General features: G+C 58.7%; 17 protein-coding genes and 1 tRNA gene. 5 read left to right on the top strand and 13 right to left on the bottom strand.

What is annotated here, in order from left to right; all coding sequences use genetic code 11:
• Positions 1 to 26: 26 nt before the first annotated feature.
• From RGAI101_RS08250 to RGAI101_RS08190, 13 genes are all read right to left on the bottom strand, one after another.
• The gene (locus tag RGAI101_RS08250; protein ID WP_198133684.1) at positions 27 to 701 is read right to left on the bottom strand and encodes an HWE histidine kinase domain-containing protein; all 675 of its coding nucleotides are present in this window, start codon (positions 699 to 701) and stop codon (positions 27 to 29) included.
• Positions 702 to 1,096: 395 nt separating this feature from the next.
• The gene (locus tag RGAI101_RS08245; protein WP_157044657.1) at positions 1,097 to 2,722 is read right to left on the bottom strand and encodes a hypothetical protein; all 1,626 of its coding nucleotides are present in this window, start codon (positions 2,720 to 2,722) and stop codon (positions 1,097 to 1,099) included.
• Between the two features lie 47 nt (positions 2,723 to 2,769).
• Positions 2,770 to 3,876: a protein-glutamate methylesterase/protein-glutamine glutaminase gene (locus tag RGAI101_RS08240; protein ID WP_008225659.1), complete on the bottom strand. Its 1,107-nt coding sequence runs from the start codon at positions 3,874 to 3,876 to the stop codon at positions 2,770 to 2,772.
• Between the two features lie 4 nt (positions 3,877 to 3,880).
• Positions 3,881 to 4,741, bottom strand: a complete 861-nt coding sequence (locus RGAI101_RS08235; protein WP_008228247.1) for a CheR family methyltransferase — start codon at positions 4,739 to 4,741, stop codon at positions 3,881 to 3,883.
• Positions 4,738 to 5,238, bottom strand: coding sequence for a chemotaxis protein CheW (locus RGAI101_RS08230; RefSeq protein ID WP_008229024.1), 501 nt, complete (start codon positions 5,236 to 5,238; stop codon positions 4,738 to 4,740). Before RGAI101_RS08230 ends, RGAI101_RS08235 begins: the two co-directional genes overlap by 4 nt.
• On the bottom strand, positions 5,235 to 6,884 hold the full coding sequence (locus RGAI101_RS08225) for a methyl-accepting chemotaxis protein (protein ID WP_008226322.1): 1,650 nt from the start codon (positions 6,882 to 6,884) through the stop codon (positions 5,235 to 5,237). The genes RGAI101_RS08230 and RGAI101_RS08225 overlap by 4 nt, the downstream gene beginning before the upstream one ends.
• Before the next feature lie 3 nt (positions 6,885 to 6,887).
• Positions 6,888 to 7,376: a chemotaxis protein CheW gene (locus RGAI101_RS08220; RefSeq protein ID WP_037227749.1), complete on the bottom strand. Its 489-nt coding sequence runs from the start codon at positions 7,374 to 7,376 to the stop codon at positions 6,888 to 6,890.
• Positions 7,373 to 9,364 carry a chemotaxis protein CheA gene (locus RGAI101_RS08215; RefSeq protein WP_008225884.1) on the bottom strand — a complete coding sequence of 664 codons (1,992 nt, stop codon included), beginning with the start codon at positions 9,362 to 9,364 and terminating at the stop codon, positions 7,373 to 7,375. Before RGAI101_RS08215 ends, RGAI101_RS08220 begins: the two co-directional genes overlap by 4 nt.
• Entirely contained in the window at positions 9,361 to 9,729 is a 369-nt protein-coding gene (locus RGAI101_RS08210) for a response regulator (protein WP_008225885.1), read from the bottom strand. The genes RGAI101_RS08215 and RGAI101_RS08210 overlap by 4 nt, the downstream gene beginning before the upstream one ends.
• Positions 9,726 to 10,109 (bottom strand): STAS domain-containing protein, encoded by a 384-nt coding sequence (locus RGAI101_RS08205; RefSeq protein ID WP_037227740.1) that lies wholly within the window; start codon positions 10,107 to 10,109, stop codon positions 9,726 to 9,728. Before RGAI101_RS08205 ends, RGAI101_RS08210 begins: the two co-directional genes overlap by 4 nt.
• A gap of 770 nt (positions 10,110 to 10,879) precedes the next feature.
• Positions 10,880 to 10,954: transfer RNA gene (locus RGAI101_RS08200), tRNA-Gln, on the bottom strand.
• Between the two features lie 794 nt (positions 10,955 to 11,748).
• Positions 11,749 to 12,738 (bottom strand): NADPH:quinone reductase, encoded by a 990-nt coding sequence (locus RGAI101_RS08195; RefSeq protein ID WP_008228659.1) that lies wholly within the window; start codon positions 12,736 to 12,738, stop codon positions 11,749 to 11,751.
• 51 nt (positions 12,739 to 12,789) lie between these two features.
• A complete protein-coding gene (locus RGAI101_RS08190; RefSeq protein ID WP_008228128.1) occupies positions 12,790 to 13,296 on the bottom strand; it encodes an SH3 domain-containing protein in 507 nt (168 codons plus the stop codon).
• A 126-nt stretch (positions 13,297 to 13,422) separates the two neighbouring features.
• On the opposite strand from RGAI101_RS08190, the gene RGAI101_RS08185 reads away from it, so the two are divergent.
• From RGAI101_RS08185 to RGAI101_RS08165, 5 genes are all read left to right on the top strand, one after another.
• Positions 13,423 to 14,409 carry a 2-hydroxyacid dehydrogenase gene (locus tag RGAI101_RS08185; protein ID WP_008228990.1) on the top strand — a complete coding sequence of 329 codons (987 nt, stop codon included), beginning with the start codon at positions 13,423 to 13,425 and terminating at the stop codon, positions 14,407 to 14,409.
• 42 nt (positions 14,410 to 14,451) lie between these two features.
• Positions 14,452 to 16,230 carry a gamma-glutamyltransferase gene (gene ggt / locus RGAI101_RS08180; protein ID WP_008226014.1) on the top strand — a complete coding sequence of 593 codons (1,779 nt, stop codon included), beginning with the start codon at positions 14,452 to 14,454 and terminating at the stop codon, positions 16,228 to 16,230.
• Between the two features lie 18 nt (positions 16,231 to 16,248).
• Positions 16,249 to 17,652, top strand: a complete 1,404-nt coding sequence (locus tag RGAI101_RS08175) for an FAD-binding oxidoreductase (RefSeq protein WP_008224881.1) — start codon at positions 16,249 to 16,251, stop codon at positions 17,650 to 17,652.
• A 238-nt stretch (positions 17,653 to 17,890) separates the two neighbouring features.
• Complete coding sequence (locus RGAI101_RS21240) at positions 17,891 to 19,312, top strand: diguanylate cyclase domain-containing protein (protein WP_008226599.1); 1,422 nt, start codon at positions 17,891 to 17,893, stop codon at positions 19,310 to 19,312.
• A gap of 251 nt (positions 19,313 to 19,563) precedes the next feature.
• Positions 19,564 to 22,059: a GcvT family protein gene (locus RGAI101_RS08165; protein WP_037229286.1), complete on the top strand. Its 2,496-nt coding sequence runs from the start codon at positions 19,564 to 19,566 to the stop codon at positions 22,057 to 22,059.
• Positions 22,060 to 22,112 lie beyond the last annotated feature (53 nt).

The raw sequence follows: 22,112 nt of genomic DNA, 5'->3' as shown, positions 1-22,112 counted from the left end.
CCAAATGCGCGTCATCGAAAGATTTATCACCTCGGTGAGGTCAATCTCTTCGTCAGCTGAAGCAGTTGCTGTGCTTTCCCAAGGGCCATGATCCGCGCTGATACAGTCTCGCGGGCGTGCCCGAGATCTTTCGACGTGCGCAGGCTGGACGAGACAACCGCAGAGGTGACGGCCAGCATGTTTTTCATGCGATGAGACAGTTCCAACCTCATCGCATCCTGCATCGACCGCGCGTCGACATTTGGCGTTTCATCAAATGCGATATTGATCATCCCGCAGATAATACCGTCATCGTCGTGCAGGGGGCTGTAGGAAAATGTCCAATAGGTCTGCTCTTCATAGCCGTTGCGGGTCATGGTGAGCGGCAGTTCCTTGAAGAATACCCCTTCACCGCCAAGTGCGGTTTTAACGAATGGCTCAATATCATGCCAGATTTCCGGCCATACTTCCCGGGCTGCCGTGCCAAGCGCACCGTCCTTGCGCGCGCCGAGGATCGGCGCATAGGCGTCGTTGTAGAGCATCGTCAAATCCGGGCCCCAGAACATACACGAAGCGTGCTGCTGACTGATCATGATCCGAACAGCCGAAAGCAAGGAAACCGGCCAGGATTCTATCGGACCCAAGGGAGTGTTGCTCCACCGGAAATCCAAAATCTCCTGCGCCATGTCACCACTTCCGATCACCAGCGACGGCTGTGCCAACGACAGGGGCTTTTGCGTCATTTATCGTTATCTCCAAACGGTGAAACGAAGTATCTATCCTTCTTTTGTGGCCTTTTGACAAGACGCGCGCGGCCAAGCCGAAGTCTTCCCACAAATTCAGACAGCATGTCAGGATGTTTCCAGCAGAGATGGCGGGATACCCTCAGGGCCAAGAGATGCAGGTTTTCGGACGCATTCAAAGCCTCTGTGGCGCTGATAAGACGGCGCGGCTGTGGCCACTGCACCGTCGGCGGAGCGGCGATGGTCAGGCAGGGTGATAGGCAGGATAGGTGCCGGGCGTCTCGGTGCCCCGTTCCCCTCGGTGGCGTGGAATCCTGAATTTGTCACGGTCCGATGCGGCTCTTCTGGCAACTCTCAAATTTCAAATCATAGGCTTAGAGGAAAAAGTCGTCCATCTCGGTGTCTGCCTCAGGTTGGCTTGCTGCGTTTGCAGTCATCGAATGCCCCGGAAAAACTTTGCGAAAGACATCTCGTTCTCGTTCGATTGTGAACACGCGGAATAACGTTTCAAGCACAGCATCCGAGACGGTGGCGGTCTTTTGGCCCGATATGAATCGCGGTACTTGGCCTGCCAGCCATTCAAGCCGCGCAGTGTGTGCCTGAGCCGGGGTGAAATCGAACTTAACAGCGGCCGTTTTACCCTGCAGGTCTGCGACAATGCTCTGGATCGGGGAAAGGGTTGCGACCACTTGGGTGATCAAAGGGCTGAAATCCGCAGAAAGCGTCGCAGGCACTTGAATGGACCGCTGAACCATTTCTTCGGTTTCCGACGCCACCGATCTGCCAAGTTCACTAATCTCTTTCATCGTTTCCCGGATGCTTCGGAAATGGTCACCTGACTCTTGTGCAACGATTTGAATCTGCTCTGCGACGACCTTGAGGGGCTTGCCATCGTCACCAAGCCGCGTGCATGCCAGTACTGCATCCATCCCGATATGCTGGATTCTGATCTGAACGCCCTCATTCTGGCGAATAAGACCGTTGAACCGGTCAAGTTCCCTGTCCAGCATCTGGTACCTCTGCCCCGCCTCGTCCCGAAGCGGTCGAAGAGCGTCGACAGAGGTCGATATCCGCTTTGCCCCGCCCAACAACGAAGACGCGTTCAAAGTGCGTTCGGTAGATCCTGAAAACTCCAGCAGATGGGTCTGAACCAAGTCGCGAAGGCCCGTGATCATGGTCGCGATGCTGTTTTTCAACTGGTCCAGCTTTTCGCTTTGCTCTTGAAAGGCATCGTCCAGCAAAAGCGCAGCAAGATCCTGCAAAGGGCTGTTGTCTCCTGAGGCATGCTCCAGAACGAAGGCGACATGGTCAAGCCGCTGCCGTGTACTGTCTCCAACCTGAAGCCCGGCGACAGCTTTGGCTGTTGCGGCCTGAAGGCCCCGAAGCCGTAGGGACGTTTCGACACCGGACCCGGCAATATTTTGCACGTTCTCTTCAAAATCGGTGATGTCGGAAATCAGCGCGTCAAAGGCGTTGCGCACATTGTCATCGACGGTAGATCCGACCAGCAAGACCACTTGTTCCATGCGTCCAACCGACTGACCAATCCCGTGAAGCGTGCTTTCGAATTGCGATAGCAGACCTTCCATTTCTTCGACGACGCGCGACCCTTCTTTGGTCAGGTGCCCTAGGCGCTGTTGCTGCGACGGGATCGAAGAGAGCACGGTCTTGGCGTTGACGACGACAAATCGGGTTGTCGTGACCGAACGGCGAACGCGATGAAATTCGCGATCAAGAAAGCGCAGCATCGAGGTCAGGCCAGTGATCTTCTTGCCTGCGTCGACAAAGCCTAAACGCAACTCCTCAAAGCTTTCCTCTTGTCCCAGAGCCTTTTCGCGCAACTTGTGCATCAGGTCATCCCGGCTTAGATCGACGAGCGTGTTGAACGCTGTGATCGCTGTTTCCAGAAGCGTCGCGATTTCCATCAGTTGTTCGCCGGTGGCTAGAAAGACATTCTCCGTCGTGTCCCTAAGATGTTTGACATCTTCTAGCAGGGCCACCTGATCGGCACTTGCCAAGTGTCGATGTTGGGCTTGGGCATTTGACATCATTTCGTTGGTCTGCCGTGGTTTTTCTGTGAGGCACCATGGCTTTCTATTTCCTTGAATAGCTTGGACAGGGCGACAATTCGATCTACCCCGCCGGCCTGTACCGCCGCACCCGGCATGCCCCAGACGACGCTGCTTGCCTCGTCTTGCGCCAATGTGCGCGCACCGGCGGCGTGCATTTCGGTCATGCCGGCGGCACCGTCATCCCCCATAACGGTCATGATGATACCAAGGGCATTTGCGCCAGCGGCCTGTGCGACCGACCTAAACAACACATCCACTGACGGCCTGTGACGGCTGACATAGGACCCTTCGACGATATCAACCCGATATGACGTGCCGCTGCGCCGGAGCATCATATGATGGTTCCCTGGCGCAATAAGGGCGGTGCCTGACGTCATCATGTCCCCGTTCTGCGCTTCACGTACATTGATATGGCACAGGGAATTGAGCCGGTTTGCGAACGCGCGGGTGAAATTTTCGGGCATATGCTGAACGACCGCGATTGCAGGCGTGGTATCAGGCAGGGCCGTCAGCACTTCGCGAAGCGCCTCGGTGCCGCCGGTCGATGCGCCGATGGCAACAACCGGCGAGGTTCCCGGCACCTGTTTCGGCTTGCGATACGGCAGTATCACATCGGCGGTGAACTTTTCCCCCGGAGTGAAAAGGCTGGCCGGTTTTCGCGCGCTATGATCCTTGTAGCTCGAGACTGCCGCACGCAGGGCGTCGCCGATGCGCACTGCGGCCTCGGCCCGTGCCAGCTGGGTGTCGAGATGAGGTTTTGCCAGCACCTCCGCAGCCCCCAGATCAAGCGCCTTGAGCGCAGCTTGCGACCCGGCTTCGGTATAGCTTGAGCACACCACCACCGGCATCGGTCGCTGCGCCATGATCTTTTTAAGAAAAGTCAGCCCATCCATATTCGGCAATTCGAGATCCAGCAGGATCACATCGGGTAAGCCACTTTTCATCCGGTCGACGGCGATAAAGGGATCACCGGCAGTCCCAAAGAGCCCAAGCCCAGGATCCGCACGTATGATTGATGAAAAAGCGCTCCGCACCGTGGCGCTGTCATCGACGATAAGAACCTTGATTTCACGATTGGGCATCGGCTCAGTCCTTGCAAAAGACGGCAGGTGCGATCTGGGTCAGTCCGGGCTGACGTACGATCATGCTTTCCGAGTGGCCGACGATCAGATGGCCATGTGGAGCAAGATGCGAGATCATCCGTTCAATCACCTTGGCCTGATCCACTGCATCGAAATAAATCAGCACGTTGCGCAAAAAAATGACGTCGATGTCCCTGTCAACGGGGTAGTTTACGCCTAACAGGTTCAGTTTCTGAAACCGTGTCCGGCTGCGCAGCTTGGGGACGACACGCCATTGTCCTTTTCGGTCGCCAGTACCCTCCATCAGGTACTTTGTGCGAAGGGACGCAGGGACGGGTGCAATTTCAGCGGTGTCAAAGATGGCTTCGTGGCATCGCTCAAGCATCTTGAGGTTGATGTCAGTCCCCAGAATACCCCATTCAAAAGGCGCGGCCCGCTCTTCGTATTGGGCCAATACCATCGCCGTCGTATAAGCCTCCATCCCCGAGGACGCCGCTGCGCTCCAGAACTTGAACATTGACGCCCGACCATTTGCCTTGCGCCGCTTTAACCGTTCAGGAACGATGACATCGGCAAGAATGGAAAAATGATCCGGCTCCCGGAAGAAATCGGTCTTGTTCGTCGTAACCGCGTCAAAGATCACGTCGAGTTCTTCAGCGAGCCTGCCCTCGTCAAAGAGATAGCGAAAGTAGTCGTCCACCGACACCAAATTCAACTGGGTCATCCTACGGCGCAGTCGGCTTTCTACCATCATACGTTTGTTGAGCGGCAGCCGCACACCGATCTCGTCTTTGACCAGTTTCGAGAACCGCTCAAATCTTTTCGAGGAAGAGTCAAAATCAGATTTTGTAGCGATAGATGTCACGCGGCTTGCTCGTTTTTGGAGGACGTAGAAACCGCTTTTGACAAGGTTTCGGCCGAGACAGCCTGAAACATGCTGTCCAAATCGATCATCGTGACGAACTTGCCCTTGCATCGACCGATCCCGGAAACAAGGCGCTCTTCCCACGCAAACAGTCCCGCCTCCGGCACGTCGGTCAAAGTATCGTCATCAAGATGCGTCACTTCAATGACCCTGTCCGCTTTAACCGCAATGACAGCGCGACGCCCCTCCCAGTTCAACCAAAGCACGACGATCCGCGTCGCCGCGGTGTCAGCGCAGAGCGGGAGCCCTAGAATAATGCGTAGATCCGCCAATACGACGTCGTCGCCGCGCACATCGATGACCCCCAGAAGATGGGCCGGTGCATGGGGCAATCGTGATACGGGGCAGGGGTCAAGGATTTCCTGCACGCGATCGACAGGCACAGCATAAAGATCGTCACCACACCCAAGCGTCAGGATTTGGGTGACCTTGGTCATGCCGCCCGCCCGCTTTTGGACCCGGCCAGGAACTCCTGATCTAGTGCATCTTCGGAAGAGCCCATGTCGAAGTCGAATCCGCCGCTTGCGGCCTTGGGTACACGCGCCGGTTTGCGTGCAGGTGATGTTCTTGCAAGCGGCGCGCCGGTATTGCTCTGTTCCATCTTGAAAAAAGCGATCGCTGATTGAAGCTGTTCTGCCTGACTGGCCAGTTCCTCAGCAGTTGAAGACATTTCCTCGGAGGCGGAGGTGTTTTCCTGTGTCACCTTGTCGAGTTGCTGGATCGCTGTATTGACCTGTGTGGCACCTGCCGCCGTCTCTTGGCTTGCATTTGATATCTCTGCGACCAGCGCAGAGGTTTTTTCGATATCGGGCACCAGTCCGTCAAGCATCTCGCCAGCGGCCTGAGCGGCACGCACCGTATTGCCAGACAGCTGCGAAATCTCGCCTGCTGCGGATTGGCTGCGTTCAGCCAGTTTGCGCACCTCGGAGGCGACCACCGCGAAGCCCCGGCCATGTTCCCCGGCCCGTGCCGCTTCGACCGCAGCATTCAACGCGAGCAGGTCTGTCTGCCGCGCAATCTCCTGCACTACCATGATCCTTTCGGCGATCGTCTGCATCGCTTCGACGGCCTTGGCGACGGCGGCACCACTTTCGCGCGCATCCGCTGCGGACTTGCGGGCCATTTGTTCGGTGTCCAAGGCGTTCTGCGCGCTTTGATTGATATTGGCTGCCATCTGTTCCATTGAAGCCGAAGCCTCCTCGGTCGAGGATGCCTGTTCAGTGGCACCCTGGCTTAGCTGTTCGGCCGTCGATGACATCTCTTCAGAGCCGGAAGCCACGTTGCGCGCGGCGCTGGTGACATTCGTGACCACATCCAGAAGACGCGTAATCATGGTATTCAGAGTACGCATCAGATCGGTCAGCTCGTCATTGCCTCGGAGCTTCGCAGTTTGCGTCAGGTCACCCTCGGCGACCGCAAGCATCAATTGACCGGCCCGGTTCAAACCGCGCGAAATTGACATCACGATCCAGGCAGCTGCACTGACCCCGACAATGATCGCGATCGTCAAGAGGACGATCAAGTTTGTTCGCGATGTCGTATAAAGCACGTCCGTTTCGGCCGCAGTCTTGGTTTGCATTTGATCGTTCATTTCTACGATTTCGTTTAAAGTGGTTTCAACGCTTTTCCATGCTTCAAACCCCTCTGTAGACAGCAAACGGATGCCGCCGTCACGATTGCCGGCTTCACTCATTTCCACGGCACGATCGTTGATCGCACCAATCGCATTCCTGCTTGTTTCAAGCTCGTCCAGCTTTACCCGTCCCTCGGGCGAAGCAATCTCGTAGAGGGTCAGGAATGTGGCTTGCGCCTCTTCACGAAGCGCAGCGGTTCGGTTGGCTATCTCGCGACGCTGGGCGGGGGTTGTGGTCAGCAGGTACTCCCTGATGTCGCGTTGCACCTTGAGTTGTTGGGTCACGAGCACGCCGGTCAGCTGGACCCGCTCGGCACTGCCTTCTACGATTTCGCTGATCGCGTGGTTCAATCGCCCCATGTCACGGATGGCCATGATCTGTCCGGCCGCGGCCAGCGCAAGCACGACGAAGAAGGTTGCGGCCAGTTTTATCTTTATCGTTAATCGCATCGGTTAAATTCCTTCGTCGTGCTGTTTTTGTGTGGTGCCACGCATGGCATGTTGCTTGAAAATCGCTTCGAGATCGGGAACCAACAGGAATTCATCCTCCTGCTTTCCGATCCCTTGGACAAATTCGGGCGGCCAACGAAGGCCGACGCTGGGAACGTCATCCAGCGCCGAGACATCAAGGGTGGTCACCTCGTGAACCTTGTCGGCGGTGATTGCGACAGTCACCGTATCGCCATCAAGAGGGAAATCGAAAACGAGCATTCGCGTATCTTCGGTCGCGTCGACCGGTGGCATCCCGAAAGCGACCCGCAAATCCGTGAGCGGTACGACCACCCCGCGCACATTGATCAACCCGTTGGAAAAGGGGCGCGATTGCGGTACCCGCGTTACGGCGACCGGTTCCAAAATCTCACGGAGGCTGTCAGCGGGGAGCGCCATCCATTCTCCCCCCAGTCGCAGCGTCACGACGTCTATTTGCGTGGCCGTGCTCATGCCGCATTCTCCCGCCTCGTCGACTCCTCGATCGCACGACCCGACGCGACCAACTGTGCCACGTCCAAGATCAAGGCGACGCTGCCGTCCCCCAGAATTGTGGCCCCGGAAAAGCTCTTGAGCCCGGCATGGAGAGGCGAGAGTTGTTTGATCACCGTCTGATTGTTGCCAATGATATTATCGACGACGAGTCCGACACGGGCACCTGTCGACGCGATCACCACGACTTTCTGGTAGTCGGAGGGCGGCACCGCGACATCGAACAGGGACCGCAAACGAAGGAATGGAACCAACCCGCCGCGGATGTTCAGGAAAGACGAGGTGGTCCTTTCAGATTTGTGCAAGGCAGGTAATTCGACACATTCTTCCACCGCGGCGAGGGGAATGGTGTAAAGCTCACCGCCGACTTCGACCAGCAAACCATCGATGATCGCCAGCGTCAGGGGCAGGCGCAAGCGGACTGTCGTGCCATGGCCTGGCTCGGACTCCAGGTCGATCTGTCCACGCAGGGACGCGATCGTGCGTTTGACAACGTCCATGCCCACGCCACGTCCGGAAAGTTCTGTCACCGCACTGGACGTGGAAAACCCCGGTTCAAAAATCATGCGATAAAGTTCCGCCTCGGGCAGATCGACATCTTCGTCGATCAGCCCCCGCTCAACGGCACGAGAGCGAATGCGCGCCGCATCAAGGCCGCGACCGTCATCCCGAATCGTGATTACCACCTCGGCCCCGGCATATTCCGCCCCCAGTTCAATGGTGCCGGTTGCGGGTTTTCCAGCCGCCAAACGCCGTTCCGCGCTTTCTAGGCCGTGGTCCGCACAGTTGCGCAGAATATGAACCAGTGGATCGGCGAGAAGTTCGATCACCGTCTTGTCCAGTTCTGTATCCTCGCCACAGGTCACAAAGTTCATCTGCTTGCCAAGCGACCCGGAAAGATCCCGGATCAGACGCTGAAACCGGCCCAAAATCGATGATATCGGGACCATCCGGATCGACATGGTGGAATCGCGCAACCCTGCTGCCAGACGCTGGATGTCTTCGGCCACAGCCATGAGTGTGGCGTCACCGGAGGTTTGCGCCAGCGCCTGAAGCCGGGCTTCGGCGATCACGAGTTCACCGACCCGGTCCATCATCTCGTCAAGGCGCTCTGTCGCTACGCGCATTGTATTGCCTGTCGCTTTGGTGGAGTTGGAAGCGCCGGAAACAAGGGAGAAGCTGGCATCAGGTTCGTCGGTTGGGCCAGCGTTGGCTTCCAGCGCTTCATCTGCATCCAAAGGCGATACCTCCAAGCTCATGGTATCGCGGGTGAACAAAAAGACGGCTTCAATATCGGTCGGATCAATTTCGCCGGTGATTTCGACCTCCCAGCCCATAAGGCATTCAGTCGGATCCAGCTGATCAAGCGGTGGCACATCCTCGACCAATGCGCGCACGCGGGTGGGGCCCAGATCGCGCAGGTCATTCAGCAGAACTTCGGGATCATGGCCATGCATCAGCGCGTCGGCGGCGAGACGGAATTTCACGCGGTAGCCATTCGCCGGAGGAATACCGCGGTTGTCGGTCCCTATACTCATGTCCTGCCGGGGGGCCGGCAAGGCGTCCGATCCGTCGGCCTCAAGACAGGCGGCAAGCTTTCCCAAGATGGTTGCGCTGACCGCCTTGGCTGAAACCGGATCATCAAGCAGTCGCAGAATGTGGTCGCAGGCCCGAAGCGAAATCTCTATCAGGGCAGACGTGACCGGCACTTCCCGTCTGCGCACGCTGTCAAAGGCGGTTTCGAATTCATGAACGAACTCGGCCAGTTCCTTGAACCCGAACATCGCGCCTGAACCCTTGACTGTGTGAAGATCCCGAAAAACGGCATCTATACGGTCGCCGTCACCAGGCGTGTTCTCAAGCGCGAGAAGGCCTGCCTCGATTGATTGCACCAGCTCAGCGGCTTCCTGACGATAAATCCCGGTACCGAGGTCTTCTGGATCGCTCACAGCTTCACCAGCTTTCCAACCACCGACAGGAGTTTTTCCTGATCGAAGGGCTTTACGATCCATCCGGTGGCACCCGCTGACCGTGCCTGCTGAACGACGCCTGAATCGCTTTCCGTCGAGATGAACACCACCGGCACACCTTCTGATTCCTGCATCTGGCGGAACTTGCGAATGAAGCCGATCCCGTCCAACCGGGGCATGTTCTGATCGGTTAGAACTGCATCCGGCCTGCAGGAACGGGCTATCTCAAGGCCCTGTTCGCCATCCGCGGCTTCAACGACGGTATAGCCTGCGCCGGAAAGCGTCATTTTCACCATCAGCCGCACCGAAGCTGAATCATCGATTGCAAGGATTGTTTTGGTCACTTTTCAGACCCTCTCGATTGAAGTTCGTGGGACGGGACCGAAGACGACGCCACAATTTCCGCGGCGCACTGTTGCGGGTCTAATCCGAATGTGGCGAGCAGCGTCATCAAAGTGCCGTCTTCGGGCGCTTCGATGCGCATCGCCTTGCCTTCAGCTTCCGCATATCGGCGCGCAGAAACAAGGAGTTGCAAAAGCGGCAATCCTGCCTGGCGCAGTCCGGAGGCATTCAGACATGGTTCGGAAGATGTGCGAATAAAATGTATGAGGTCTTTGGCGATCTTCTTCGCACACCCAAGGTCCACGACCTCATCCAGCGTGTATAGGTTTACTGTCAAGAGAGCCCTCGCATTCATCGTCCAAAACAACTTTGGGCGATTCATAGCTTCAGGCTGATTAAGGTTATGTTACGGCAGGTCGAACGAATAAGGCCAAGTAGATGTTTGAGCTCTCTGAATGATCGCACGAACTTTTCTTTGGAGTGATATTGAGGGGATCGGTCCTCTATTTTACCTAAGATTTGCTCCATGTGACCTGAGAGGAGCGATTTTGCAGACAATTCCGAAGGAGGTTTCGAAGCGCTGCGCGCGGCTTGAGGGCCCGCTTGCTGGCGCTAGGCTTGCGAAAGAAATGAAGATCAAACTTGCTTTCTAGCACCAACGTCGTGAACTTCGGTTCCATCATATCAGCGTTAAAATATGTCTTGATAGTGTTGCCTGACATTGCGGTCCGCCGCGCAGCCTATCTCAATCCCAGTCGTCTGATGGTGTTCAAAAGTCCCACGCGGACTGCTGAGGTGTCCCCCCAAAAACTGATCTTTGGGCGGGCCGGTTGTCCCCGATTTTGATAGGGGGCCTGCCGTAGATCTGAAGCGGCCGCTTCAGATTAAAGGGAGGCTGTGAGGGGGCCAATGCCCCGTTTTGCGCGCCAGCGATCTCCCGAAGCCCCGCAATGTAGTCCTCATTGCCATTTCAGACAGAAACCGCTGCCGTCGTTAGACGTCCTGAACGGCTTCAAGCTTTTGATCACGTCGCTCGCCTGGATACGCGAAGCGCTCAACTACAGTTGGCATAAGTACGACGGTATATCCGGTTGTATAACAATCGCCACTCCGACCGGGGAGATTGTAAGCATCAATTTCTAAAGAGAGTGATGGCTGGGATGGTAGGATTCGAACCTACGATCTACTGTACCAAAAACAGTTGCCCTACCGCTAGGCCACATCCCATCGCTGGGTGCTAATTAGTCCGGGTTGGATGGGGGTGCAAGACCCGATTTAAGAAAAAGTGCCCTTTGACGTCCGAAATTTTCGTGCAGCTACAATTTGATCGAAATGGGAGGCCGGGCCAGGATCGCCGGCATTACGGATCCTTGTGAGCGCTTCATGCGACGTGTCATCATCGCCCGCATGCGATCAGATCTCAATTGTATTGACTTTAAACGACAAATTTTCTGAGCAGGGAAGTCTGAGACTGATGCCTAGCCGGTGGGGAATCGCGCAACTGTTCCGGCAAGACCCGGCTCCACGACCTTGAGTGGGGACCGATGAACGAGGATCTTTGCCTATCGACGCCATGCCTTCCTGACGCTGGCATGGGCATTGCGACTGCGAGAGTTGGACGCCGCCGAGTCGGAGCGGCATAAGGTCGGACGTCATGCCGCCGAATATTTTCATTTCGTTGCTATCTGGCTGCACATTAACAAATGCCTTCTCCCTCAGAACAGGGCATGCACTCTCGAAATGGCTGAAAAAATGCTGCGATCTTTCTTTCCCTTCAAGGCGCTTTGACATGATTTGCGCCACAAACGAGCGTTTGGCCCATATATTCAAGGACATGACCATGAAACGGAAACACCATAGAAGTCGCAAGGAGAAAATCCTCGGCTTGAGCCCTTGGTCGTGGAGTCGCCAACCCCGATGCATCTTGAAGGAAATCCGGCTTTAGCAGCCATGTAAAATCTACGATCTTTGCCAGACTTGGTGCGCCGGAACGTTGGAGAATTCCGGCGCACCAACCAAGGTCAGCTTTGACAGTCGACCAGAATTGCCCCGGCGCGTGCCCCGGCCTCAACGGCTTCATGGGCCAATGCCGTGTCGGCGAGGGAGAATGTTTGCTCGACCGGGCACTCAAGCGCATGCTCGGCCAACGCGCGATGGACTTGGTCGATGGCAAGCGCTCTCTGGGTTGGTGTCAGCAGATAAACAAGGATGATATCGATGGTAACAGCCTTGAAAAGCAACGGCAGGAACGGCAGCGTGGGCTCCATTTCCTTGGCCGATCCATAGGCTGCGATTCGACCGTTGGGCTTGATGACCTGTGCGTCCAGACCGATGTTGACGCCAAATTCGACCTCGATGATCTGGTCCACCGGCGCTCCGTCATTCGCGGCCAGAATCTGTTCCGCCAGATCGGGGGCGGCATAGTCCAGCACGACGTCCGCTCCGGCTGATGATGCGCGCGCTGCACCTGACTTACCGGTGGTTGCGATCACCCGCGCACCGGCCCATTTGGCAAGTTGCACGGCCAGATAGCCAACGGTGCCTGCGCCGCCCTGGATCAAGATGGTCTGACCTGCCACATCGCCGCCGTTAAAGACTGCATGGCTTGCGGTCAGGCCGGGAATGCCAAGGCTGGCCGCCGTTTCAAAGCTTACATCATCGGCAAGCGCGACGGCTTGGGCCTCGGGCAGGGTGATATGTGTGGCGGCGGTGCCAAGGGGGCGTTGCCACTGGCCGTTCCAGATCCAGACGCGCTGCCCGACGCGCGCCGGATCGACACCTTCGCCGACGGCTTCGATCACCCCTGCGCCGTCGCTATGGGGGATGACCTGCTCGAACGGCGGATGGGTCATGCCGGGGCGGCCCTTGCGGGATTTCACATCCGACGGGTTGACGCCTGACAGCGCGATGCGCACGCAAACTTCGCCTGCTGCGGGGGCAGGGGTGTCCATTTCGACCAAGCCAAGCACATCGCGCGCTTCACCAAGCTGAGAATATCTAATCGCGCGCATCTGAGAGCCTCCACTGATCCCTGTTTCGGGACGACGGCCCCGAGGGGTACTCTAGTCGCGCAGTTCAGCGGCGCCAACACCCCAAAGCCGCGCCTTGGGGGCCCAGCCCTTGTAACCGTCGGCCCGAAGAAAACACCACTCCAGATCGCAGGCCCCAAGCCGGGCGATGGCCCCCAGTTCGAATTCCGCCGCGACGGGCGCATTGGGGTCGGGGCGCACCAGCAACCGCAGGTGATCCTGTTCGATCAGAACGGTGCGGGTGCCGGACAAAAGCGAATAATGCACCCAGCCGCCCATGCCGTCGCGGTCTTCGACACGCCGCCAATGGCCGTGCTCTGCGGTGATTTGAAGTGGCATGTCACGATGCTTGAAGACCCAGTCGATGCGGTGGGTCAGCGACGGGCCCCGGCGCACGTTGCCTTCGGCAGCTTTCATCGACACGAAACGCGGCAGTGGCAGGTTGGTGACCTGGCCCACTTCGGTCGCATTTCCTGCGCCACCCATGGGTAGAATCGCGATCAATGCCCCCAAAAGGGCGAAACGGAACTTGGATGTCATGACGGCCTGCCTGATGCTTCGGTGTTGATTTAATGCTCTTTTACGCCGCGAAGTTCTTGTGCCTCGTCGCCGCTTGTTACACCATGCCATCAAGCGAAGCGCAAAGCCAGATTTGGGAGGCTCATAATGTCAAAGCAACCGCTAAGTGTTGTAGTCACGCGACGGTTGCCGGAGGTCGTTGAGAAACGCCTGTCGGAACTGTTCACCGTTACCTTGCGCGAAGATGACACGCCGATGACCCGCGCCGAACTGGCAGAGGCGATGAAATCCGCCGATATTCTGGTCCCGACGGTCACTGATGAAATCGACGCCGCCTTGATTGCTCAGGCGGGGGACCGGCTGAAACTGATCGCCAACTATGGCGCGGGCGTGGACCATATCGACGTGATGACTGCCCGCCAGCGCGGTATTCTGGTATCGAACACCCCCGGGGTGCTGACCGATGATACCGCGGATATGACGATGGCGCTGATCCTGGCCGTGACCCGCCGCATGGCCGAAGGCATGGCGCAGATGCAGTCGGGCGACTGGAAAGGCTGGGCCCCGACTGCGCTGCTGGGGGGGCGTGTTGGGGGCCGCCGTTTGGGCATTCTTGGCATGGGGCGCATCGGTCAGGCTGTGGCCCGCCGCGCCAATGCCTTTGGCATGCAGGTCCATTACCACAACCGTCGCCGCCTGCGCCCCGAGGTCGAGGAAAATTTCGGGGCTACCTATTGGGAAAGCCTGGATCAAATGGTCGCGCGGATGGATGTCCTGAGCATCAACTGCCCGCACACCCCCAGCACGTTCCACCTGATGAACGCACGCCGCCTGAAGCTGATGAAGCCGGAAGCCGTGATCGTGAACACCTCGCGTGGCGAGGTGATCGACGAAAACGCCCTGACACGGATGTTGCGCGCGGGCGAATTGCAAGGCGCGGGTCTGGACGTCTACGAACATGGCACCGATATCAATCCGCGCCTGCGCGAATTGAAAAACGTGGTGCTGTTGCCGCACATGGGGTCCGCCACGCTGGAAGGCCGGATCGAGATGGGCGAAAAAGTCATCATCAACATCAAGACCTTCGAAGACGGCCACCGCCCGCCGGATCAGGTCGTCCCCTCGATGCTGTAAGCTCGCTTTTCAGAAAGACCCCTTCAAGAACGGAGTGCCCTCATGCGCGTGACCCTTGCCGCCCTTGCTTTATGCCTTGCCAGTGGGGCGCTTGCGCAGCAGGCCGCCGATAGCGTCGCCCCCGAGGCTGCCGGAAACGGCGCTTTCGGGGCCATGTCGCCCGATGTGACTGCGGCCTTTGCCGCCAAAGATGCGGGCAAGCCGGTCGTGGCCGACAACTGGATGGTCGCCGCAGCGAACCCCCACGCGGTCAAGGCGGGTGCAGATGTGCTTGCAGCGGGTGGCACTGCGGCAGACGCGCTGGTGGCGGTGCAGACGATGCTGGGACTGGTCGAACCGCAAAGCTCGGGCCTTGGCGGGGGGGCGTTTCTGGTTTGGTATGATGCGGCCAGCGGCAAGATCACGACATTGGACGGCCGTGAGACAGCGCCGTTGGCAGTGACGCCCCGCCTGTTTCAGGACGATCAGGGCGCGCCTTTGAAATTCTTTGACGCTGTGGTGGGCGGCAGGTCCGTGGGCACCCCCGGCACCCCAGCCCTGCTGGAGGCGGTGCATAAACGATGGGGCACGCAGCCTTGGGCCGATCTGTTGGCTCCTGCGACCGCGATGGCGGAAAAGGGATTTGCCGTGTCGTCACGTCTTGCGGCGCTTGTGGCTGACGATGCCGAAAGGCTGGCCAGTTCGGCGACCACGGCCGCCTATTTCCTGCCCGATGGCGTGCCAATCACGGCGGGTATGACGCTGAAGAACCCCGATTATGCGCAGACTTTGAGCGCGCTTGCCGAAGGCGGGGCAGGGGCGTTCTACACCGGCAACATCGCGGCGGATATCGTCGCCACGGTTCAGGGGGCGACAGGCAATCCCGGTGTCCTGTCAGAGGTCGATCTGGCCATTTATCAGGTCAAGGAACGCGCCGCCGTCTGCGCGCCCTACCGCGCCCACGAGGTTTGTGGCATGGGCCCGCCTTCATCCGGCGCTTTGGCGATCGGGCAGATTTTGGGGCTGCTTGAAGGATATGACCTAAGCGCCGGTCCCACGGATCCCGATGTGCTGCGCCTGATCGGCGATGCCTCGCGTTTGGCCTTTGCGGACCGTGGCCGCTATGTCGCCGATACCGACTATGTCCCTGTCCCCGTGCAGGGCATGCTGGACCCCGCCTATCTGGCCGAGCGCGCGAAATTGCTGGCCGGTGATGACGCATTGCCCGAAGTGACCCCCGGAAAACCGGCCTTTGATCATGCGCTGAATTGGGCCGACGACATGGCGATTGAACTGCCCTCGACCTCGCATATCTCGATTGTGGACAGCAGCGGCAATGTGGCCAGCATGACCACGACGATCGAAAACGGGTTTGGCAGCCGCCTGATGGTACGCGGGTTTCTGTTGAACAACGAGCTTACCGATTTTTCTTTCAGCAGCCATGTGGACGGTGTGCCGATTGCCAACCGGGTCGAACCCGGCAAGCGGCCGCGGTCGTCTATGGCCCCGACGATCGTGATGCAGGGTGGCAAGCCCGTGCTGGCCGTGGGCAGCCCCGGTGGCAGCCGCATCATCGGCTATGTCGCGGGGGCCATCATCGCCCATATCGATTGGGACATGGACGTGCAGCAAGCCGCCGCAATGCCCCACGCGATCAACCGCTTCGGGACCTATGACCTTGAAGGTGAAACCGACATGGCAGAGGCAGTCGACGCGCTGGAAAACCTCGGCTACAAAACGGCGACGCGGGCGTTGACATCGGGCCTGCACATGATCTCTATCGGGGAAAATCTACGCGGCGGGGCCGATCCGCGCCGCGAAGGCATCGCCCTCGGGGAATAGGCAAGAGGACAACGACACATGGTACAGGTCACCGATCTGCCCCGGAACGAAACCGGAATCGCAACTGCTTTGGGCATTCTCAAGCAACATTTCGCAGATCGGTTTCACACCGGTCAGGCCATGCGCGACCAGCACGCCCACACCACCACATGGATCAAGAACCAGGCCCCCGATGCGGTCATCTTTGCCCAATCGACCGAAGACGTTGCCGAGATCGTCAAGGTGTGCGCCACCCATAAGGTGCCGGTGATTGCCTTTGGCACGGGCACCTCGCTTGAGGGGCACGTGAACGCGCCCGCCGGCGGCATTTCTATTGACATGTCGCAGATGGACAAGGTCCTCGAGGTCAACGCAGGCGATCTGGATTGCCGCGTGCAACCGGGCGTAACGCGTGAGGCGCTGAACAGCCATCTGCGCGATCAGGGGTTGTTCTTTCCCATTGACCCCGGTGCCAACGCGTCCCTTGGCGGCATGACCGCGACGCGCGCATCGGGCACCAACGCCGTGCGCTATGGCACGATGAAGGACAACGTGATCGCGGTCGAGGCGGTGATGGCAGACGGCACGGTGATCCGCACCGCCAGCCGCGCCCGCAAATCCTCCGCCGGATATGACCTGACCCGTTTGATGGTCGGCTCTGAGGGCACGCTGGGGATCATCACTGAAATCACGCTCAGGCTACAGGGCATCCCCGAGGCGATCAGTTCGGCGCGGTGTTCCTTTCCGACGGTCGAAGCCGCCTGCGAGACGGTGATGAACGTGATCCAGTACGGGCTGCCGGTTGCGCGGATCGAACTGCTGGACGCAATGGTGGTGCAGGCGGTGAACGGCTATTCCAAGCTGTCGTTGCCCGAAACCCCGATGCTGCTGCTGGAATTCCACGGGTCGGATGCAGGGGTGGTCGAACAGGCCGAAGCGTTCAGCATGCTTGCAGGTGAAAACGGCGGCAGCGACTATCAGGCGACCACCACGATGGAGGAACGCAACAAGCTGTGGCAGGCCCGTCACGACGCCTATTGGGCAATGCTGGCGCTGCGTCCGGGCTGCAAGGCGGTGGCGACGGACGTCTGCGTGCCGATCTCGCGGCTGGCGGATGCGGTCGGGGCCGCCAATGGCAAAGCCGCCGAGCTTGGGTTGATCGCCCCGATCGTCGGGCATGCAGGGGACGGCAATTTCCACGCGTCTTTGTTGCTGGATATGGACGACGCGGACGAAGTCGCACGGGCCGAAGCCTATGTCAGCTGGTTGAACGATCTGGCGATTTCGATGGATGGGACCTGTACGGGCGAACACGGCATCGGGCAGGGCAAGCGCCCCTATCTGGTCAAGGAACTTGGGGCCGCGACTGGCGTCATGGAGATGATCAAGGCGGCGCTTGACCCCGATAACATCATGAACCCCGGGAAGATCTTGCCAGCGTAAGTGCAGGCGGTGGGGCGGTTCAACGTGCGCGGATCAGGTTGCCTGAGGCGTGTTTAGGATGGTGCCGCCCTTCCGGTATGAAGCGCGTGTTGAACACGACCATCCTGATGTGATTGACCGATCTGCAAGGCAACCCCGCCGTCTATAGTGACGATCATCTCCCAGAACGCACCCGTACGGGTTGAAAGAGCGGCTTCGTTAACGCCTTGTTAACCTGTATTCCGCTTCTGATGGCACCATGTCACATCAGCACGTCCTTTCGGTTCGCCAACAGCAGGCTGCCCCGCGCCGTTTTCGCGGGCCTTTGTTCCTGGTGGCTTTTGTCGCATCGGCGACCCTGCTGATCGCGGCCTATTGGGGCACGATCCGGCTGGACCAGGTCGCCAGCACCGGGGCTAGGGTGGTCACCCAAGCCGTGCTTCAGGAAACGGTCAATCGCCTGCGGTCCATGACCGAGGATTATGCCTATTGGAGCTTTTCCTACGAATTGATTCAGGACGGTGACGAAAGCGCGATTTTCGAACACATCGGAAGCGGCGCTGCGCAAAGTGATCTTTTTGATCAACTTTTCATTCTGTCCCCCGATTTCGAGATTTTGCATGAATTCCATTCAGACGGCGAAACCTATCCGGATTTCGCCGCCATGCAGCCCGCGCTTCAGGGTGCCCTGACCAGGTTGAAGGGCCTGCCACCCGCGCAGTACCAATCCGTATCCGGCTATGCCCAGTTGAACGGAGCGTTTTTTGCCATGACCTCCGCATGGATCACACCTGATTACATTGAAACACTTGATACCCGTTTGGTGCCCGTCCTTGTCGGGCTTGTCCATCTGGACCCCGGCTGGATCAAAGATCTTTCAACCCTGTCGCTTCAGGCGGGGTATGATTTCACGACAGCGGTCCCGACCGGAGCCTTTCTTGAAAATGCGACGGCCTTGAAGGGTGCCGATGACCAGCACGTCGGCTATCTGGTCTGGGACAGCCCCGTTGCCGGGAAGATGTTGCGGCAGCAGATCATGCCCGCAATCCTTGGTGTCTGTGCAAGCATCCTGATGGCATGTTTCTGCGCGGCGCGGTTTTTCGAGGGGCAACACAAATCGCTGCAAAAGGCCATGCGCATCGCGACGACCGATCCGCTCACGGGGGTCCTGAACCGTGCGGGCCTGCGCCACGTGTCTCAGCTTAAATTGACGGCTGCGGCTATTGCAGGCGCGCGCGTGGCGGTCGTCTACGTCGATATGAACGGGCTCAAGAAATTGAACGACGCATTCGGGCATGCCGTGGGCGACAGCGCCTTGACGGCCCTTGCGCAGGCGCTGGAAGCCTCGGTCCGTGACGGTGATTTTGTCGCGCGGCTGGGTGGCGACGAATTTGTCTGCATCATTTTTGATCAAGACCCCAAAGACGGGGCCGGCCACGTGGCAGAGCGGATCATTCAGATGACCGACAACCCGTTTGCCGCGAAGGTCCCGGACCGCAAGCTGGAGCTGTCAATTGGCATCGCGGTGGCGACCGGCGATATTGAATGGGAAGAATTGTTGCGCCAGGCAGACGCGGCCATGTATTGGGGCAAGCATCGAGGCGCAAGCAGAGCCGCCTATTTCACGGAAAGCATGGATCATCAGCCCTTGCCCCCGTCAAACGTTGAACACGCCAGCTGATATCTGCGCGCGGCCTAATGTGTCCGTCCTGCAGTAGCAAGACCGAAGGCTTTTCACCTGATTATCCTGTAAAAACCCGCCCCGGTCAGCCGCCATGGATATTTCACCGCAGGCGCGGACTTGCGCGCAACATTGAAACGTTGAAAACCCGAGCGGCAGGTCGGTTTTGGGCTGTCTTGCGTCGGCGGGTGAACGCGGTAATTCTGCGGTCTGACTAAAACAGGGTCACACTCAGCATGGGATTCGGTGACATGAAAACACACGTCAAAGCATTGGTTGTCGGCGGCGGTGCCGTTGGGACATCGATCGCATATCATCTGGCCCGCGCGGGCTGGGATGATGTCATGCTGCTTGAACGCGACGAACTGACGTCCGGATCGACATGGCATGCGGCGGGCCTGCTGCCCTATTTCAACATGTCCTATGCCACGACCCATATCCACGACTATTCGATCAAGTTCTACAAGACCCTCGAGGAAGAAACCGGCCTGAACGCGGGTTTTGCCGTTGTGGGCAACCTGCGCATGGCGCAGACCAAAGAGCGTATGGACGAATATATGCTATACGCGGCCACAGCCGAGACGTGCGGCGTGCCCTACGAATGGCTGACCCCTGACCAGATCAAGGCGAAATGGCCCCTGATCCGCACCGAAGATCTGGAAGGCGCGATCTATCACCAGACGGACGGTTATATTAACCCGGCGGACGTGACCATGGCCATGGCCAAGGGCGCACGCCAGCGGGGCGTCGCGATTGAACGCAAATGGCAGGCCGATGCGTTCCACTGGAATGGTGACGCGTGGGAAGTAACCGTGACCAAGATGGTCGAGCGTGGCGGCAACCTTGTTCCGTCGGACGAACAGGTCGTGATCACGGCGGAACATGTCGTGACCGCATCGGGCAACCACGCGCAGCGCACCGCCAAGATGCTGGGCATCAAGATGCCTGCCATTCCGGTCGAGCATCAGTTCATCGTCATGGACCAGGACCCCGAACTGGTCGCCTTCCGCAAGGGCGAGGGCAATGTCGAACACCCCGTCATCCGCGATGCCGATGCGCAGTCGTACGTCCGCGAGGAACGCGGCGGCTGGATCTTGGGCGTCTACGAAAAACACGCCCCCGCACGGTTCGAATATGGCGTGCCGGACAGCTTCCGTGCCGATCTGTTCCAGCTGGATCTGGACCGGATCGAAGACCAGTACATGGCGATGAACCACCGCATTCCGTCCGCCGAAAGCTGCGGTCTCAAGGATGATTTCAACGGCCCGATCTGCTACACGCCTGACGGCAACCCGCTGGTTGGTCCGGCACCCGGTTTGCGTAACATGTGGCTGGCCGAAGGGTTCTCGTTCGGGATCACGGCGGCGGGTGGTACGGGCTATTATCTGGCGCAACTGATGGTCAACGGCGAGGCCGACATCGACATGGCGTCGCTGGACCCCAAGCGCTACGGCGACTGGATGACCACGGAATATGCCGCGCGCAAGAACGAGGAAGCCTACGAACACGTCTATATCCTGCATCACCCGGATGAAGAACGCCCTGCGTGCCGTCCGTTGCGCACATCGCCAGCCTATGACCGTCAGGCCGCACGCGGCGCGCAGTTTGGCCATGTGAACGGCTGGGAACGGCCGAACTATTTCGCGCCCATGGGGTTCAACGATCACGACAGCCGGTCCTTCAGGCGCGGCGGTTGGTGGCAATATGCCGTCGAAGAGGCCAAGGCGATCCGCGAAGGTGTCGGCCTGATCGACGCGACGGCATTCACCAAGCATCTGGTCAAAGGGCCGGGGGCTACGGAATTCCTGAACTGGTTCACTTGCAACAAGCTGCCATCGGTTGGCCGTATCAACCTGACCTATGCGCTGACCAGCCACGGCACGACGCGCACGGAATATACCATCGTGCGGCTGGCCGAGCATGAATATTACCTTGTCAGCGCAGGGGCCTGGACAGCCTACGACAGCGATTACCTGCGCAAGGCAATCGAGGATAAAGCACCTGAATTCGGCTATATCGAATGCCATGACGTGACCACGCAATGGGGTGTCTTTGCCATCGCCGGGCCGAAATCGCGTGATATGTTGAAAGAGATCGTCAAGGACGCCGACCCGGAAACCGTGCTGTCCAACAAGCGGTTCCCGTGGCTGACCACGCGCAATATCGAACTGGGCATGGTACCGGTGCGCGCCATCCGCGTCGCCTATACCGGCGAACTGGGCTGGGAACTGCACCACCCGATCGAGATGCAGAACCACCTGTTCGACCTGCTGGAAAAGGCGGGCGAAAAGCATGGGATGAAGCTGGTCGGCGCACGGGCGCAGAACTGGCTGCGTCAGGAGAAATCCTACCGCGCCTTCGGGACCGAACTGGGCCGCGACGCGACCCCACTTGAGGCGGATCTGCCGCGGTTTGTCGACCTGTCCAAGGACTTCTACGGCAAGGAGGCGATGCAGGACCATGGCATCCGCGCACAATGCGTGACGCTGTTGATCGACGGGCCGGAGGACGCTGATCCGTGGGGCCGCGAGGTGCTGTATCATGGCGATACCCGTGTCGGGCGTCTGACCTCGGGCGGGTATTCGGTGGCTTTTGGAAAATCCATCGGCATGGGCTATGTCAAACCCGAACAAGCAACGGTTGGCACCAAGCTGAAGGTCAAGATGTTTGACCAGCTCTGGGACGCTGAAGTGGTCGAGGACAGCCCCTATGATCCGAAAAACGCAACGATCCGGATGGACGGCTAAGCGCATATTTCTGGCACTGGTTTTGCTGGTGCCAATTGCGGTCTATGGGGCCG

Source organism: Roseobacter sp. GAI101 (genome assembly GCF_000156335.1).
In the GTDB taxonomy this organism is placed as follows: Bacteria; Pseudomonadota; Alphaproteobacteria; order Rhodobacterales; family Rhodobacteraceae; genus Sulfitobacter.
This window is presented reverse-complemented; position numbering and strand designations above follow the sequence as displayed.